15 protein-coding genes are annotated in these 16099 nt (G+C 60.7%); 7 read left to right on the forward strand and 8 right to left on the reverse strand.

Features of this window, described 5'->3' with window-relative positions; genetic code table 11:
- The first annotated feature begins 15 nt into the window (after positions 1-15).
- Positions 16-753, forward strand: a complete 738-nt coding sequence (locus C5L13_RS01990) for an RlmE family RNA methyltransferase (RefSeq protein ID WP_105381571.1) — start codon at positions 16-18, stop codon at positions 751-753.
- Here the strand turns inward: C5L13_RS01990 and C5L13_RS01995 are convergent, their stop codons facing one another.
- On the reverse strand, positions 754-2157 hold the full coding sequence (locus C5L13_RS01995; protein WP_105381572.1) for an MFS transporter: 1404 nt from the start codon (positions 2155-2157) through the stop codon (positions 754-756).
- 191 nt (positions 2158-2348) lie between these two features.
- On the opposite strand from C5L13_RS01995, the gene C5L13_RS02000 reads away from it, so the two are divergent.
- The 4 genes from C5L13_RS02000 to C5L13_RS02015 all read left to right on the forward strand — a co-directional run bounded on the left by C5L13_RS02000 (position 2349) and on the right by C5L13_RS02015 (position 6562).
- Positions 2349-3338, forward strand: coding sequence for an MBL fold metallo-hydrolase (locus tag C5L13_RS02000; RefSeq protein ID WP_105381573.1), 990 nt, complete (start codon positions 2349-2351; stop codon positions 3336-3338).
- Positions 3339-3514: 176 nt separating this feature from the next.
- Entirely contained in the window at positions 3515-5020 is a 1506-nt protein-coding gene (gene guaB / locus C5L13_RS02005) for an IMP dehydrogenase (protein ID WP_105382038.1), read from the forward strand.
- 110 nt (positions 5021-5130) lie between these two features.
- A complete protein-coding gene (locus C5L13_RS02010) occupies positions 5131-5547 on the forward strand; it encodes an MAPEG family protein (RefSeq protein ID WP_105381574.1) in 417 nt (138 codons plus the stop codon).
- 130 nt (positions 5548-5677) lie between these two features.
- Positions 5678-6562: a dienelactone hydrolase family protein gene (locus C5L13_RS02015; protein WP_105381575.1), complete on the forward strand. Its 885-nt coding sequence runs from the start codon at positions 5678-5680 to the stop codon at positions 6560-6562.
- On the opposite strand, the gene C5L13_RS02020 is transcribed toward C5L13_RS02015, so the two are convergent.
- Positions 6559-7458, reverse strand: coding sequence for a hydrogen peroxide-inducible genes activator (locus C5L13_RS02020; RefSeq protein WP_105381576.1), 900 nt, complete (start codon positions 7456-7458; stop codon positions 6559-6561). The two genes, C5L13_RS02015 and C5L13_RS02020, sit on opposite strands and share 4 nt — an antisense overlap.
- 122 nt (positions 7459-7580) lie before the next feature.
- Between C5L13_RS02020 and katA the strand changes: the two genes are divergently transcribed.
- Positions 7581-9074, forward strand: coding sequence for a catalase KatA (gene katA / locus C5L13_RS02025; RefSeq protein WP_105381577.1), 1494 nt, complete (start codon positions 7581-7583; stop codon positions 9072-9074).
- Between the two features lie 65 nt (positions 9075-9139).
- Here katA and C5L13_RS02030 read toward each other — a convergent pair whose 3' ends face one another.
- Positions 9140-10090: a LysR substrate-binding domain-containing protein gene (locus C5L13_RS02030; RefSeq protein ID WP_105381578.1), complete on the reverse strand. Its 951-nt coding sequence runs from the start codon at positions 10088-10090 to the stop codon at positions 9140-9142.
- Between the two features lie 194 nt (positions 10091-10284).
- Here C5L13_RS02030 and C5L13_RS02035 point away from each other — a divergent pair, with 194 nt between their 5' ends.
- Positions 10285-10584 (forward strand): DUF1127 domain-containing protein, encoded by a 300-nt coding sequence (locus tag C5L13_RS02035; protein ID WP_105381579.1) that lies wholly within the window; start codon positions 10285-10287, stop codon positions 10582-10584.
- Between the two features lie 76 nt (positions 10585-10660).
- Here the strand turns inward: C5L13_RS02035 and C5L13_RS02040 are convergent, their stop codons facing one another.
- The 5 genes from C5L13_RS02040 to C5L13_RS02060 all read right to left on the reverse strand — a co-directional run bounded on the left by C5L13_RS02040 (position 10661) and on the right by C5L13_RS02060 (position 16044).
- Positions 10661-11557 (reverse strand): DUF937 domain-containing protein, encoded by an 897-nt coding sequence (locus C5L13_RS02040; protein WP_105381580.1) that lies wholly within the window; start codon positions 11555-11557, stop codon positions 10661-10663.
- 86 nt (positions 11558-11643) lie between these two features.
- The gene (locus C5L13_RS02045) at positions 11644-13017 is read right to left on the reverse strand and encodes a glutamate--cysteine ligase (protein ID WP_105381581.1); all 1374 of its coding nucleotides are present in this window, start codon (positions 13015-13017) and stop codon (positions 11644-11646) included.
- Positions 13018-13153: 136 nt separating this feature from the next.
- Positions 13154-13891 (reverse strand): 16S rRNA (uracil(1498)-N(3))-methyltransferase, encoded by a 738-nt coding sequence (locus C5L13_RS02050; RefSeq protein WP_105381582.1) that lies wholly within the window; start codon positions 13889-13891, stop codon positions 13154-13156.
- A gap of 12 nt (positions 13892-13903) precedes the next feature.
- Positions 13904-15409 (reverse strand): inorganic phosphate transporter, encoded by a 1506-nt coding sequence (locus tag C5L13_RS02055; RefSeq protein WP_105381583.1) that lies wholly within the window; start codon positions 15407-15409, stop codon positions 13904-13906.
- Positions 15410-15537: 128 nt separating this feature from the next.
- Positions 15538-16044, reverse strand: a complete 507-nt coding sequence (locus C5L13_RS02060) for an NUDIX hydrolase (RefSeq protein ID WP_105381584.1) — start codon at positions 16042-16044, stop codon at positions 15538-15540.
- Between the last annotated feature and the right edge of the window lie 55 nt (positions 16045-16099).

Here is a 16099-nt window from a genome sequence, read left to right on the forward strand (position 1 = left end):
ATCAGGAGCAGGGCGATGGCGAAACCACCGGTGGGCGGCAATCGTACGGGCCGAAAGCTCGGTCAAAAGGTCAAGAAGGGCAAGCTGAAGGCGTCTTCGCGCCGCTGGCTGGAGCGCCATATCAACGATCCCTATGTGCAGCGTGCCAAGCTGGAGGGGTATCGCGCCCGCGCCGCGTTCAAACTTCTCGAGATCGACGAAAAGCACCACATCCTGAAGGGCGCCCGTCGCATCATCGATCTTGGGGCGGCACCCGGAAGCTGGTCGCAGATCGCCGCGAAGGTGACCGATTCGACGGACGAGGATATCCGCGTCGCAGCGATCGACTTTCTTGAGATGGCGCCGCTGCCGGGCGTGAAATTCCTGCAGCTCGACTTTCTTGATCCTGAGGCGCCGCAGATGCTCATCGACGCGGTCGGTGGGACGCCGGATCTGGTGATTTCCGATATGGCCGCGCCGACCACCGGCCACCAGAGGACGGACCATCTGCGCACCATGCATCTTTGCGAAGTCGCCGCCCATTTTGCGGTCGAGGTATTGGGCGAAGGCGGTCACTTCCTTGCCAAGACCTTCCAGGGCGGGACCGAACGGGACCTGCTCAACATGCTGAAGCAGAACTTCCGGCAGGTTATCCATGTGAAGCCCGGTGCGTCGCGCTCGGAATCCGTCGAAATGTTCCTGCTTGCCAAGCACTTCAAGGGCCGCAGAGCAGAACCCCCGGCCGTGGAAGCCGAAGCCGAAACCGAGGCCTGATCACTCGCCCGCTTCCGGCTGGATCCTGCCGCCGCGATGGCCGGAAACCGCTGATCCCGCCATCGGGTCGAGTTTCAGCAGCGGACCGATTGCGAAGAGCGACAGAGCGGCAACCACGAAGAAGGCAAGGTGGAAGTCGGCAAGCCCTAGGGACGTGCCGGAAAAGGCCGCCGAGACCTCGAGGATAAAGGCCGCAAAAGCCACGCCGAGAGCCATGCTGACCTGCTGAAGCACCGAGGCGATCGACGTTGCCTGGCTGGCCTGCTCGTCGCTGATTTCCGAATAGCTGAGCGCATTGGATCCGGTGAAGAAGAAGGAGCGGCAGAGGCCGGACGCCACCAGGAACGCGACGATCAGGGCATGGGATGTTTCCGGCGTGAAGAACCCGTTGGCGGCCGTGGTGACGGCCCCAAGAACGCCCGCGATGAGAAGGGTCACCTTGAAGCCCGTTGCCGCAAAGACGCGCCGCGCCACGAACTTCACGGCAAGCGCTCCGAGAGCGCCCGCAAAGGTGATCAGGCCGGATTGGAACGGGTTGAGCCCGAACCCGAGCTGCAGCATCAGCGGCATCAGAAAGGGAATGGCGCCGGTCGAGATGCGGAAGAGCGTGCCGCTCGAGGTGGCGGCGCGGAAGGCGTCGTTCCTGAAGATCGAGAGATTGAGGATCGGCGAAGGATGTCTCCGCGCGTGGCGAAGGTAGATGAGGCCGGAGGCAAGGCCGATCGCGGTTGAGCAGATGCCGACGGCAGGTGGCAGCGCAGGCAGGCCGACTACCGAGAGGCCGAACACCGTTCCCGCCGCCGCGATCGAAGTCAGCAGGAAGCCGATCCAGTCGATCGAGGGTGGATGGGCCGTTTCTATCTCCGGCAGGAAAATGCTCGAAAGATAGATGCCGAGCAGGCCCACCGGCACATTGATGATGAAAATCCAGTGCCAGCTGAAATAGGTGGTGATGAAGCCGCCGATCGGAGGGCCGGTCAATGGGCCGACAAGGGCGGGTATAGTCAACAAAGCCATGGCCGAAACGAGCTCGCTGCGTTTCGTCGTGCGCAGGAGAACGAGGCGACCGACCGGTGTCATCATCGCTCCGCCCATGCCTTGCAGGAAGCGGGACAGCACGAATTCGATCAGCGACGAGGAGATCGCGCAGAAGATCGAGCCGATGACGAAGACCAGGATTGCCAGCCGGAAAATCTTCTTGGCGCCGAACCGGTCTGCCATCCAGCCGCTGATGGGAATGAACACCGCCAGCGCCACCATGTAGGACGTCAGTGCCAGTTTGAGTGTGATCGGCCCGACATTCAGGTCGGCGGCGATCGCAGGAAGCGCCGTGGCGATAACGGTCGAATCCATCTGCTCCATGAAAAGAGCGACAGCGAGAATAAGTGGAATGACGCGATTCATGTCGGCCTGCGGTGCGCGGAACGGTTTTCCTGTAAACCTCCGGGCTCCTTCTGCCAATGAGCGAATTTCACCTTTTTCCTGTTTGGGTCACGTCTGCGTGAGAGGCGATTTTCTTGTTCCCGAGCTTGGTTATGTTCCAAGTCGCCGCGGGCTCGATGCCGGGTTTTGGGCAAGTCATAGGGAGCTGAAGAATGACGTCGATTAAATTTGACAGGCGGGCACTGCTTGGAACGGCGGGCCTCGGGATTATCGCCTCACCGGCCATCATCAGTGGCAGGGCTTTCGCGCAGGAGAGCAAACCGCAGGCTATCGACCGGGTGACGCCTCCGGATATCCATAAGTTCAAGGTCGGTGGTTTTCAGGTCCTGGTGGTCAAAGACGGCGCCCGCCCCTCTGGAAACCCGCAGGAAACCTTCGGAACGAACCAATCTGCAGAAGCGGTCGGCACTTTGCTGAACGAGAATTTTCTGCCCGCCGACAAGTTCGTCAACAGCTTTTCGCCGACACTTGTCGATACGGGCAGTGAGGTCATCCTCTTCGATACCGGTCTCGGCAAGGCCGCCCGTGCCCAGGGTGGCGGGCGTCTGATCGAAGGATTGGCCGCCGCCGGATACATGCCCGAGGATATTTCGATTGTTGTTATCACCCATATGCATGGCGACCACATCGGCGGCATCATGGAGGACGGCAAACCCGCTTTCCCGAAGGCCCGCTATGTGGCCGGCGAGACGGAATACAACTTCTGGAGCGATGCGGCGCGTGCGGGAACGCCCGCCGAAGGAAACCACAAGGCTGTGCTTGCGAACGTCAAGCCGCATGCGGAGAAGATGACGTTCCTGAAGGACGGCGGCGACGTGGTTTCCGGAATAACTGCGATGACCGCCCCCGGCCACACACCCGGGCATCTGATCTTCAACATCGAGTCGGAGGGCAAGCGGCTCGTTTTGACGGCCGATACCGCCAATCATTACATTCTTTCGCTGGAGCGCCCTGAGTGGGAAGTCCGTTTCGACATGGACAAGGCCCAGGCTGCCGCGACCAGAAAGAAAGTCTACGACATGATCACGACCGACAAGATCGCCTTCCTCGGCTATCACATGCCATTCCCGGCCGTGGGGTTCGCCGAGCGGCAGGAAACGGGTTATCGCTTCGTGCCGAAGACCTACCAGTTCGATATTTGATTTATCGAAAAGCTTTGGAAAAACCCGGCAGAACGGCTTGCCGGGTTTTTGCTATTCCCTTCCTGTCATGAACGTGTTACCAGCCCTCGCCAACTTCCAAGCAACTCTTGCAAGACCGCCCGGGCGGATATCACGTTCCGGAGCATGATCTGCATTTTCTGATCGAGGAATTGGCCATGGCACGCATCATTGAAACGGCAACCGGCGCGGATGCGCTTACCTTTGACGATGTCCTGCTTCAGCCGGGCCACTCCGAAGTCATGCCGGGCCAGACGAACATCTCGACGACCATCGCCCAGGACATCGACCTCAACCTGCCGATCCTTTCCTCCGCCATGGACACGGTGACCGAAAGCCGTTTGGCGATCGCCATGGCTCAGGCGGGCGGCATCGGTGTTATCCATCGCAATCTGACCCCCGTCGAGCAGGCCGAGGAAGTCCGGCAGGTCAAGAAGTTCGAAAGCGGCATGGTCGTCAATCCCGTGACGATCGGTCCGGATGCCACGCTCGCAGACGCGCTGTCGCTGATGAAGTCGCACGGCATTTCGGGCATCCCCGTCGTGGAGAATGGCGGTTCCGGTGGACATACGATCGGCCGGCTTGTCGGTATCCTCACCAACCGCGACGTCCGTTTCGCCTCCGACCCGAGCCAGCGCATCTATGAGCTGATGACGCGGGAAAACCTCATCACCGTCAAGGAAAGCGTTGATCAGGCCGAAGCCAAGCGTCTGCTTCACGCGCACCGCATCGAAAAGCTGGTGGTTATCGACGGCGACGGCCGTTGCGTCGGCCTCATCACGGTCAAGGATATCGAAAAATCGCAGCTCAATCCGAACGCGTCGAAAGACGCGCAGGGCCGGCTTCGCGCCGCTGCCGCGATCAGCGTCGGCGACGACGGATACGAGCGTGCCGAACGTCTGATCGATGCCGGTATCGACCTGTTGGTCGTCGACACTGCCCACGGTCATTCGCAGAGGGTCCTCGACGCTGTTACGCGGGTGAAGAAGCTCTCCAACTCGGTCCGTGTCATGGCCGGCAATGTCGCGACCGCCGACGGCACCCTGGCATTGATCGATGCCGGCGCGGATGCGGTCAAGGTCGGTATCGGGCCTGGTTCCATCTGCACGACCCGCATTGTCGCGGGCGTCGGCGTGCCGCAGCTCGCGGCGATCATGGCGGCGGTGGATGCTGCCCGTGCGCGAAACATTCCTGTCATCGCTGACGGCGGCATCAAGTTTTCGGGTGATCTGGCGAAGGCAATTGCCGCCGGTGCATCGGCCGTGATGGTCGGCTCGCTGCTTGCCGGCACCGACGAAAGCCCGGGCGAGGTCTATCTCTACCAGGGCCGCTCGTTCAAGGCCTATCGCGGCATGGGCTCGGTGGGCGCCATGGCTCGCGGCTCCGCCGACCGCTATTTTCAGGCGGAGGTGCGCGACACCTTGAAGCTCGTACCGGAAGGTATCGAAGGCCAGGTGCCGTATAAGGGTCCGGTATCGGGCGTGCTGCATCAGCTCGGCGGCGGCCTGAAGGCAGCCATGGGTTATGTTGGCGGGGCGACCATCAAGGAGTTCCAGGAGCGCGCCACCTTCGTGCGGATCTCGGGCGCCGGCCTTCGCGAAAGCCATGCTCACGACGTGACCATCACCCGTGAGAGCCCGAACTATCCGGGCGCCGGGGCTTGATACCCAACAGCCAAGACATTTCGTTCACCTGAAATCACTTCAATGGCGCTGCTTTCCGCGCCATCGAAACTTCCAGAGGTTCGCCGGATCGCTTCGGATCGGGAGGAAATATGCTGTCGAATGCCACGCTCTGGCCCATGATTGCGCATGCCGCGCTCGTCTTCTTTCTCTATTGGCTCTTGTCGAGAAGGCGTTTTACCGCTGTCCGTTCAGGCAGCGCCGAAGCCGGCCAGTTTCGGGAAAATCGCCAGGAACCGCCGGAAAGTCTGCTGGTCCACAACAATCTCAGGAACCAGTTCGAGCTGCCGGTCCTGTTCCATGCCGTCTGTCTCGCGCTGTATGTCTCGACCGCGGACAACTGGGCGACGGTCGCTTTGGCCTGGATCTTCATTCTGTCGCGGTGCGCGCACTCTTACATACACATCACCAGCAATCGTCTTCGGTATCGCCGCCCCTTGTTCATCGTCGGTTTCGTAGCGCTGGCGGCGATGTGGGCCTGGCTCGCTTTATGGCTGGCGCTGGCTTAGGGAACCGCCGCCGGCCTCCTTCTCACGAACAAGTGTAGTTTTCGGCCCCCTTTTCACGGATTGTTTCATCTTCAGGGAGCGCTCGCGGCGTTAGATTTCGGCCTGGTTGAAAAGCCGGGAGGAGAGAAACATGGACAACGAAACGCCGAAGATCACCCAGGCGATGATCAACGCCTATGACGAATATACGCATCTCACCCTCGATCGCCGCCGCTTTATGGAGAAGCTGACGCAGCTTGCAGGGTCCGGCGCGGCGGCTGCGGCAATTGCGCCGATGCTTGCGGCCAGCGGTGCCAAGGCGGAGATCGTTCCCGCCAATGACGACCGCCTGACGGCGGAGGATGTTACCTATCCCGGGGCAAACGGTGCCACGATGAAGGGATACCTGGTCCGGCCCAAGAACGCTTCCGCACCATTGGGCGGTGTCATCGTCATCCATGAAAATCGTGGACTCAACAATCACATCAAGGACGTGGCTCGGCGCATGGCGCTCGAAGGCTTCAACGCCTTGGCCGTCGACTTCCTGTCCCCCGAGGGCGGCACGCCTGAAGACGAGGAAAAGGCCCGTCAGATGTTCTCGTCGCTCAATCCCAGCGAGGTCGCGGCGAACGCCGAGGCGAGCAGGGTCTATCTGGCCGGCATCAGCGGTGCCAATGGCAAGGTGGGTGCGGTCGGCTTCTGCTGGGGCGGTGGCACGGTGAACAATTTCGCCGTGGAATTTCCCGGTCTCAATGCCGGTGTCGCCTATTACGGTTCCCAGCCGAAGCCGGAAGATGTTCCCGCGATCAAGGCACCCTTGATGCTGCATTATGGCGGGCTGGATGAGCGCATCAATGCAGGCATACCTGCTTTCAAGGAAGCCCTCGAGAAGAACGGCAAGACCTTCGAGATCTTCGTCTATGACGGCGCGAACCACGCCTTCAACAACGATACGTCCTCGGCCCGTTATGACAAGGCGGCCGCCGATCTCGCCTGGGGTCGCACGGTCGCTTTCTTCAAGAAGAACCTGGCCTAACCGGCGTTTGCCGGAACGCAGGCGGCTATCGCCTGCGCCAAGGCGGCCATGTCTTCGGCCCGGCCGCTCGATTTCCGCCAGATCAGGCCGATCTCGCGTGATGGCGCGGGTTCGGCGAAGGGTACGATTCTGAGATCGTTGCGCGCGGTTTCGGTGGGTATCGCCATTTCGGGAATGAGCGTCATGCCCATGTCGTGCGACACCATCTGCAGGAGCGTGGTCATGGATGTCGCGCCGAAATTGACGAGGCTCCGTTTGCCCGCGGTGCCGCAGACGGCAAGCGCCTGGTCGCGCAGGCAGTGTCCTTCCTCGAGGAGCAGGAGCCGATCTGCGTCCACCTGGTTTTCCGTCAGCGGCGACATCAGTACGTCCCGGTCGTTGTTTGCCATTGCCATGAAGAACCGGTCCGAAAACAGCGGCTGAACCTCGACATTGTCCGCCTCGATCGGCAGGGCCGCGATGACCGTGTCCAGCCGCCCGTCGAGAAGATCCGTCACCAGGCGGTCCGTGACGGCTTCTCTCAACTCGATTTCAATGTCGGGATGGTCTCGCCGCAGATGCGGCACCAACCGGGGGACGAGATAGGGAGCGACCGTCGGGATGATGCCGATCCGCACAAGACCATGCAGTATGCCACCGTTTTCGCGGACGGCGTCTTCCAGGCGTTCCACCTCCGCCAGGATTGCCTGAACGCGCCGCAGCGCCTCCATCCCGTTGCGGGTAAGAAGGACGCCGGAACGGTTGCGCTCGACGAGCTTGCAGCCGAGGTGTTCCTCCATTTCCATGATTTGAGCCGAAAGAGCCGGCTGGCTGACATTCGCCAGCGCCGCAGCCTTGCCGAAGTGACGGGTGGATGCGAGCGCCCCGAAATACCGCATTTGCCGCAATGTCAGCACGATAAGTTTTTCCTATCGAAGAATTAACGAAATACGATTAGAAATTATCGATTGCGGGTGGGATGTTCAACCCGTCGAATCTTGGAAAGGTTCCACAAAGTTTTCAGGTTAGGGAGATAATTATGACCGATCGTCCGATTTTGACGACGACTGCCGGTTCGCCGGTACCGGACAACCAGAACTCCATGACCGCCGGCCCGCGTGGCGGCGTCATGCTGCAGGACTACCAGCTGATCGAGAAGCTCGCTCACCAGAATCGCGAGCGTATCCCGGAACGCGTCGTGCACGCCAAGGGCTGGGGTGCCTACGGTACGCTGTCCATCACCGGAGATATCTCCAAATACACCAATGCGAAGTGTCTGCAGCCGGGCGCGGTCACTCCGATGCTCGCCCGCTTTTCGACGGTAGCCGGTGAAATGGGAGCGGCCGACCACGAGCGCGACGTTCGCGGCTTTGCGCTGAAGTTCTATACGCAGGAAGGCAACTGGGATCTGGTCGGCAACAATACGCCGGTCTTCTTCATCCGCGACCCTTACAAGTTCCCTGATTTCATCCACACCCAGAAGCGTCATCCGAAGACCAACCTGCGTTCCGCGACCGCAATGTGGGATTTCTGGTCGCTGTCGCCGGAAGCCCTCCACCAGGTCACCATCCTGATGTCGGATCGCGGCCTGCCGCAGACGCCGATGAACATGAATGGCTACGGCTCGCATACCTATTCCTTCTGGAACGATGCGGGCGAGCGCTTCTGGGTCAAGTTCCACTTCAAGACCCAGCAGGGCCACAAGCACTTCACGAACGAGGAAGGCGAGACGGTCATCGGCAAGACCCGCGAGGGTTACCAGGAAGCTCTCTTCGGAACGATCGAAAAGGGTGAGTTCCCGAAGTGGAAGGTTCAGGTCCAGATCATGACCGAGGCCCAGGCGGAGGCGACATCCTACAACCCGTTCGACCTGACCAAGGTCTGGCCGCATGCGGAATTCCCGCCGGTCGACATCGGCGTCATGGAGCTGAACCGCAACCCGGAAAACTACTTCGCCGAGATCGAGCAGGCCGCGTTCTCGCCGTCGAACATCGTACCCGGCATCGGCCATTCGCCGGACAAGGTGCTTCAGGCTCGCGTCTTCTCCTACGCGGACGCTCACCGCTACCGCCTCGGTACTCACTACGAGCATATTCCGGTGAACCAGCCGAAGTGCCCGGTCCATCACTATCATCGCGATGGCCAGATGAATACTTATGGCGGTCTCATGTCCGGCAATCCGGATGCCTACTACGAGCCGAATTCGGTCAACGGCCCGGTTGAACAGCCGTCGGCCAAGGAGCCGCCGCTGAAGATCGATGGCGACATGAGCCGCTACAATCATCGTGAAGGCAATGACGATTACTCGCAGCCGCGCGCGCTCTTCAACCTGTTCGACGACAGTCAGAAGGCTCGCCTGTTCTCCAATATCGGAGCGGCGATGGGCGGAGTGCCCGGCGAGATCATCGAGCGTCAGCTTGCCCACTTCAACCTGATCCACCCGGACTACGAAGCAGGCGTCCGTGCAGCGCTCGAAAAGCAGCACGGCTACAAGGTCGATACGATCAGCGCCACGCCGAGCGCAGCCGAGTAATTAGGTGAAGTCTTGAAACAGAAAAGCCGGGGTCCTGCCCCGGCTTTTTTTGGGCTCGGCGGCTTTTACCAGCCCGGCATGACAGCGCCGGCCCTGGCGCGGGCAAGCCTCGGGAACACCTTCGACTCGCCGTCCAGATCATCGGGAATGATGGTGGGCGAGATGTTGTCGAGGCAGGCGGTGATATGATCGGTGATGGCGTTCATCAGCGAGGGCGAGAGGCCCGGGCGCTTCATGAGGCCGATCTGCACCGGCGGCAGCGGCGGGAAACCATCGGATGCCGTAAGCACTTTCATGCCCGTCCGCAGCGCTGATTCCGGCAATACGGAAACGGCCATGCCGGCCAGAACCGCAGCCGCGACCACGGTCGAAGACCAGCTCGTGAACAGAACCTGATATTCCCGCCCATCGGCGTCGAGTGCGGAGCAGGCAAGCTGCCGCCACAGGCAGTCGCGGCGGCCGACGGCGAGCGGTACCGGTGCATCGTCCTTCAGCGGATGGTTGGCCGAGCCGACCCAGCACAGCGGCTCCGTCCGCACCACGTCGGAAATCCGCTGGCGGGGATTATGGGTGACCAGCGCTATGTCGAGTTCGCCACGCGTCATTTTCTCGGCAAGGCTCACGGAGGGCTCGCAGACGATGTAGAGCTCGACGTTCGGATGGGTCTTTGCAAAGCGCCCGATGATCTCCGGCATGTACCGGTCCGCATAGTCGTCCGGTGTGCCGATGCGAAGCGTGCCCTCGAGCCGGTTATCGTCGAAGGCTGCGATCGCCTCGTTATTCAGCCGGATGATGCGCCGCGCATAATTCAACAGCTTCTCTCCTTCGGCGGTCAGCCGATTGCCACGGCCATCCTTGGCAAAAAGCTGCTTGCCGATCCTCTCCTCGAGCCGGCGCATCTGCATGGAGACCGCCGACTGGGTCTTGAAAACCCGATCTGCAGCCTTGGTAAAGCTGCCGGTGTCCACGATCGCGAGGAAGGTATGCAACTGATCTATATCGAGTGGAGCAGACATGGTGATGATCCATCAGAAGGTTTGATACTAATCATTAGGAACATTCGTTGGACTGATCAATAGATTTTCAGCATAACGAGATCGTAAATCAAGTTCGACGGGCCGTCTTCTCCCTGAGGCGCCCAATCAGGCAGCCTTTCCGCGGACCTCCACGGAAGGGACAGCCTTTCTCGTGCCTGCGAAAGGATAGACCGATGAGCACGACCGACTGCGGAACTGAACTCGACCTTCTTCACGGACAGCGCGCCACGAAAGGCCGCTCGGCTGGTCTGGTGCAGCGAACGAAATCCGTATGGCGCGCTTTTCGCAATCGTCTGGCAGCCAACTGCCTCCATGATCTCGACGACCGCCAGCTCAATGACATCGGTATTACCCGGCATGATCTGGTGAAAGCCCTCGACCGTTCCAGCGTTCTGGACGATCCGTCGCTTCTCCTGTCGCGCGCAGCTCGCGAGCGGGCTCGTACACGCTTTGCAAGGCCGGCCAATCGCTGACCTTACCGTTTTCCCCGCAGGGTGATAGCCAATAGCCCTGCCTCTTGCCCGGCCGGTCGATCCGCGCCGGGCTTTTTTATTTGGCTGGCTTCGTCTCGGGCGGAGCAGGAGCCGGCTCCCCTTTGTCGCCGGAAGTGCTGCGCAGATAGTTGTCGAAGATCGCTTCCATGCTCTTCTGATAGTTCTTCTGCACTTCGAGCCCGCTGTCGAACATGTTGTTCAGGACGTCGCGATAGGGGTTCGCTTCAGGCGCCGGTTTTTCACCGGGCTTTCCCGGTGAAGCTGTCGCCTGTCCGCCGAAATTGCCGGCCATCATGTCCTGAACAGCCTTGGCGAACGGGTTGTCCGTAAACGGATTGCCGCTCGCCGGCTGCGGTTGTTCCGCCTTGTCCAGTCCCCACATCGAGCGCATTGCCTGCGTGAAGGGGTTGTCGAACGGGTTTGCAGCGGGCTGTGGCGCGGCCTTGGGCTGGAGCCCCAAGCCTTCCAGCCATTGCTGCGTCATCTGACCCATTGGCGAAGCGGAGAAGGCGTCGCTTGCGCCGGAGATCTGCCCCGTCATCTGCTTGAAAAGACCGCCCATCAGCGTGTCCGCCATAACCGGCATCATCTTTTTGAATATTTCCTGGCCGATGCCCGTGAATTGCTCCGCCTGCTGGGCAATGGCGCGAGAGACTTCTTTCGAACCGAACAGCTTTTCGAGGACCGCATTGCCGTCCGTCAGGCCCTGCGGGGTGAAAGCCTTCGTCATGTCCTCGAAATACTTGGCGTAGGAGCCGGAGAACATGCTGCTCATGAGAGCGCTGAAGTCGTAGGGATTGCTCGTGCTGCGCTTCAGTCCGGAGGAAAAGGCCGGCATCAGCGCCGCCATGGCTTGCGTCGCCTGTTCCTGTGCCAGGTTGAATTGCTTGGCTATGGCCTCAATGCCAGCGCCGTTCTGAGCTCTGAGCATCATATCGAACAGTGGCACCATGACCAATCCTTTCCGGCTTGCGTGTGACGACACTATATCCGGAAAGTGATTGACGGAAACCGATTTTTAGAACCGGTCTCGATTTCCTAGTACTGATATTCCTCGAACACCGGTTCGATGGAACCGTTCCAGCGGCCATGGTAGAGCGCCAGCATGTCTTCCGCCATGGTTGTCTTCTTGGCGAGCACTTCATCGAGCGGCTGCAGGAAAATGCTTTCGTCCTGGCCTTCGCCGTTCAGGCGGTTTCGCGCCTTCAGGCCGGCCTTGGAGATCGCCACCGCGTCGCGGGCGACATCCAGCACTGCCTTGCCGCGGATCTCGGCCTTCAAGCCTTTTGCCGGCACGGCATCGCGCATGGCGACGACATCTTCGAAAGACCAATCCTTGGTCAGTGCTTCGGCATCTGCAAGCGCCGTGTCGTCGTAAAGCAGTCCGACCCAGAACGCGGGCAGGGCGCAGATGCGCCGCCACGGCCCGCCGTCGGCGCCGCGCATTTCGAGGAACCGCTTCAGCCGGACATCCGGGAACAGGGTAGAGAGATGATTTGTCCAGTCACCGATCGTCGGCTCCCAGTCCTTGATGTCGCCCTTCAGCGCGCCGTTCATGAACTGGCGGAAGGTGAGATGGGTGCAGTCGTGATATTTGCCGTCGCGGACGATGAAATACATCGGCACGTCAAGCGCCCATTCCGCATAGTCCTCGAATCCGAAATCCGGTTTGAAGACGAAGGGCAGGACGCCGGAGCGCTGGTTGTCGGTGTCGCGCCAGATGTCGCCGCGCCAGGAGAGCAGGCCGTTCGGCTTGCCTTCGGTAAAGGGCGACGAGGCGAAGAGGGCGGTGGCGATCGACTGCAGCTTCATCGAGACCCGCATCTTGGCCGCCATGTCCTCTTCCGAGGAGAAGTCGAGATTCACCTGGATCGTGCAGGTGCGATACATCATGTCGAGACCCTGCGAGCCGATCTTCGGCATGTAGCGCGTCATGATCTCGTAGCGAGATTTCGGCATCCGCGGAGTCTCGACAGACGTCCATTTCGGGCTGCCCCCGATGCCGAGGAAGCGTATGCCCATCGGCTCGGCGATCTCCTTGAGGACGGCAAGGTGCCGATTGGATTCCCGGCAGGTCTCGTGAATGGTCTCCAGCGGCGCACCGGAAAGTTCGAACTGTCCGCCGGGCTCGATGGAGATGGCGCCCATGCCGGAATGCTCGCCGAGCCCGATGATGTTTTCGCCGTCCATGATCGGCTCCCAGCCGAGCTTTTCCTGCATGCCCTTGAGCAGGGCGGAAATGCTGGCATCGCCGAAATAGGGGACAGGGCTGTTGTCCGCCCGGAAAAAGGCGAACTTCTCGTGCTCCGTGCCAATGCGGAATTGGTCCTTCGGCCGCGGCCCTTTCGCCAGGTAGGCGGAAAGCTCGGACACCGAAGAAAGCGGTGTCTGGTCGATGGTGTCACGCGCCATAGAAACTACCTTGTGCGGAATGCCTGATCTGGACGAATGTCCGGCTGATTGAACCGGATTGATGTGCGGTGCAAGTGAATTTCTTTCAAGATATCTTCAGAATTTCACAGCCGCTGTGTCAACCGTGTCATGCGCGTCATCTCCAGTCGCCGATCGTCGCCTGGATGACCGCTAGCGCGGCGACTGCTGCCGTGTCCGCCCTGAGAATCCGCGGACCGAGCGGGATGGCGGTAACGAAGGGGCATTCACGCAAATTACCCCTCTCTTCCTCGGAAAATCCCCCTTCGGGACCGATCAGAAGCGCCAACTTCCTCTCTTGGACGGCGGAAAGAACGGGAAGCGGATTCTGGCCCTCGTCGCCCTCATCGCAGAAGATGATGCGGCGGTCCTCCGGCCACTGGCCCAGGAGGTCGCCCAGCTTCTTCGGTGGCATGACCTCGGGAATTGACAATATGCCGCACTGCTCGGCCGCCTCGATGACGTTCGCCTGAAGCCGTTCCAGGCTGGTGATCTTGCCCTGGACGTGCTGGGTCATGACCGGCTGCAGGACCCCGGCGCCCATTTCCACCGCCTTCTGGACCAGATAGTCGAGCCTGCCGACCTTCAGCGGCGCGAAGAGGTAATGCAGATCGGATGCCGGCGGCTGCGACCGGGTCTGTTCCACGGCCTCAAGCACAATCTTTTTGCGGCTGGGGAAGGTGACTTTGACCCGCCATTCGCCGTCGCGGCCGTTGAAGGCGAGAATTTCGGCTCCCTCCGCCAGCCGCAGCACATTGGCCAGGTAATTGAACTGTTCCGCGGACGCCTCGTGCCGCTCGCCGAGAGCAAGCGGCGCGTTGATGAACAGTCTCTGCATCCGGAAATTGGCGCGCATGAATATCCTGTGTCAGGCGAACAGGGCGAACATAGCCGTTGCGATCAGCGCCGCAAGAGCGGCGGCGGCCGGCAGCGTGATCAACCATGCGGCGATGATGCTGAGAAAATGCGAACGCCGTACCAGATAGCGGCGTTTCAATTCGTCGTCGTTGCGCTCGAAAGGCTCCTCCGGGTCGAATTCCTTGCCGGCCCGCACGCGCATGTATTCGTAACGACGCCGGGAGTGGCTGGTGTACCACTCGCGGAAGAAGCCGACCCCGAACACCGCTCCGACGGCGATATGCGTCGAGGAAACAGGCAGGCCGAGCCAGGAGGCCACGATCACCGTGAGAGCGGTGGAAAGCGATACGCAATATGCCCGCATCGGATTGAGCTTGGTGATCTCGGCACCCACGAGCCTGACGAGTTTCGGCCCGTAGAGCAGCAGCCCGAGCGAAATCCCGAGCCCGCCGATGACCAGTTCCCAGAACGGCACATGGATATTCGCTCCTGCACCCTGCTGCGCCACCGAAACGATGGCTGCGAGCGGTCCGATGGCGTTCGAGACGTCATTGGCGCCGTGCGCGAAGGAGAGGAGGGCGGCCGAGAAGACGAGCGGAATGCGAAACAGCTTGCGAAGCGACTGGTTGCGATTTTCAAGCCCTTCCGCCTGCCTTGCAATGACGGGAATGAGAAGCCGCCAGGCGACGAGGCCAGTCACAAGCGTGATCAACGTGGCGACCGGCGCCGACACGTCCACGAGCTGGCCCAACCCGACCAGAGAGAGAAAGCCCGCGAAAGCGCCGGTCATGGTGCCGATGAGTATCGGCACCCATTTCGTCGCCGAGGCAATCTTGTCTTCCCGATAGATGATGGTTTCCTTGATGAGGGCGAGGAAGGCTGCTGCGATGACCGCACCAAGGATGGGCGACAAGACCCAGCTTGCGGTGATGCCGGCGATCGTCCCCCAGTTGATGGCGGAAAGGCCGGCAGCGGCTATTCCGGCGCCCATCACCCCGCCGACGATCGAATGGGTGGTCGAGATCGGTGCGCCCGACCAGGTCGCGACATTGATGAGGATGGCTGCGGCAAGGAGTGCCGCCATCATCGCCCAGATAAATACATCCGGGCTGGCCATCATACTGCCCTGCATGATGCCGTTGGCGATGGTGTCGGCGACGCCTCGGCCCGCGATGACCGCGCCCGCAACCTCGAAGACCGCGGCAAGCCCAAGGCCGAAGGTCATCGTCATGGCGCGCGCGCCGACGGCCGCGCCGATATTGTTGGTCACGTCATTGGCGCCGATGTTCATCGCCATATAGGCCGCGAGCCCGGAAGCGGCGATGACAAGGAAGGTGCCTGGCTGCCCCGTCACATAGGAGGCGGCAAAGATGCCGACCAGGACGATGAAGAGAACCGCCGTGCCCGGGGCCGCAAACCGGCGTGACATCTGCCGCGCGGCTTCCTCCACCGAAGAGAATTTCTCCAGGTCCTTGTCCAGCGTCGGCTTCGCCAGGCGCGGCCGTTTTTGGCCCATATCTCCGTCCTTGAATGAGAAGCAAGCAAAGGATGGCGTGCAGCCATTTCCCCTCTTGCGGCGAAAATCGTGGCTTGTCGCTTAGTCGCAGAAAATTGCGATGGCAATGTCGCGGAATTGCAAAATGTTCAGCTTGCAGCCTTGGTCGGTTGAGATGGAATGGGCGGCTGCATTTTTTCCGCAAATTGGAGGAGCAGGATCTTCAGCTCCGGTTCGTTGACCCGCATGGCCGCTTCCTCGCAAGACACCCATTCCAGCGTCCGGGAGCCCTTTTCGGGAAAGACCTTGAGACAATCCACGACTTCCAGCGCATGCACCTGCACCCGCACCGGTATCTTCAGGCCGTTATCGAGCATCTTGCGGTAGTGATAGAAGCCCAACGGCTCCTTCTCGACCTTGCCCTTGACGCCGACCTCTTCGAAGGCCTCGCGTTCGGCAACCTGATGGGCTTTCTTGTCGGTCATCGGCCAGCCTTTGGGAATGACCCAGCGACCGGTATCGCGGCTGGTGGCGACCAGAACCTCGAGCAGACCCTGCTTTTTTTTGATCCGATAACACAGCGCCGCATATTGCTGCCGCGGTGGCCGCTGCAACATCAACCGAAGATTGCTGCTTACCCGATCCATGAAGCCCAATTTCTGCCGTACCTCCGAGTGATTCGTATTTTGCTAATATGGGGATTGCGTGAAG

Origin of the sequence: Neorhizobium alkalisoli, from assembly GCF_002968635.1 — a bacterium.
GTDB classification, from domain to species: Bacteria; Pseudomonadota; Alphaproteobacteria; order Rhizobiales; family Rhizobiaceae; genus Neorhizobium; species Neorhizobium alkalisoli.

Bases quoted from the DNA above. Each gene is read 5' to 3' on its own strand.
- C5L13_RS02000 (WP_105381573.1), top strand. From the start codon at position 2,349: ATGACGTCGATTAAATTTGACAGGCGGGCACTGCTTGGAACGGCGGGC.
- C5L13_RS02040 (WP_105381580.1), bottom strand. From the start codon at position 11,557: ATGGTGCCACTGTTCGATATGATGCTCAGAGCTCAGAACGGCGCTGGC.
- C5L13_RS02050 (WP_105381582.1), bottom strand. From the start codon at position 13,891: ATGCGCGCCAATTTCCGGATGCAGAGACTGTTCATCAACGCGCCGCTT.
- C5L13_RS02010 (WP_105381574.1), top strand. From the start codon at position 5,131: ATGCTGTCGAATGCCACGCTCTGGCCCATGATTGCGCATGCCGCGCTC.
- katA (WP_105381577.1), top strand. From the start codon at position 7,581: ATGACCGATCGTCCGATTTTGACGACGACTGCCGGTTCGCCGGTACCG.
- C5L13_RS02035 (WP_105381579.1), top strand. From the start codon at position 10,285: ATGAGCACGACCGACTGCGGAACTGAACTCGACCTTCTTCACGGACAG.
- C5L13_RS01990 (WP_105381571.1), top strand. From the start codon at position 16: ATGGCGAAACCACCGGTGGGCGGCAATCGTACGGGCCGAAAGCTCGGT.
- C5L13_RS02015 (WP_105381575.1), top strand. From the start codon at position 5,678: ATGGACAACGAAACGCCGAAGATCACCCAGGCGATGATCAACGCCTAT.
- C5L13_RS01995 (WP_105381572.1), bottom strand. From the start codon at position 2,157: ATGAATCGCGTCATTCCACTTATTCTCGCTGTCGCTCTTTTCATGGAG.
- C5L13_RS02055 (WP_105381583.1), bottom strand. From the start codon at position 15,409: ATGGGCCAAAAACGGCCGCGCCTGGCGAAGCCGACGCTGGACAAGGAC.
- C5L13_RS02045 (WP_105381581.1), bottom strand. From the start codon at position 13,017: ATGGCGCGTGACACCATCGACCAGACACCGCTTTCTTCGGTGTCCGAG.
- guaB (WP_105382038.1), top strand. From the start codon at position 3,515: ATGGCACGCATCATTGAAACGGCAACCGGCGCGGATGCGCTTACCTTT.
- C5L13_RS02030 (WP_105381578.1), bottom strand. From the start codon at position 10,090: ATGTCTGCTCCACTCGATATAGATCAGTTGCATACCTTCCTCGCGATC.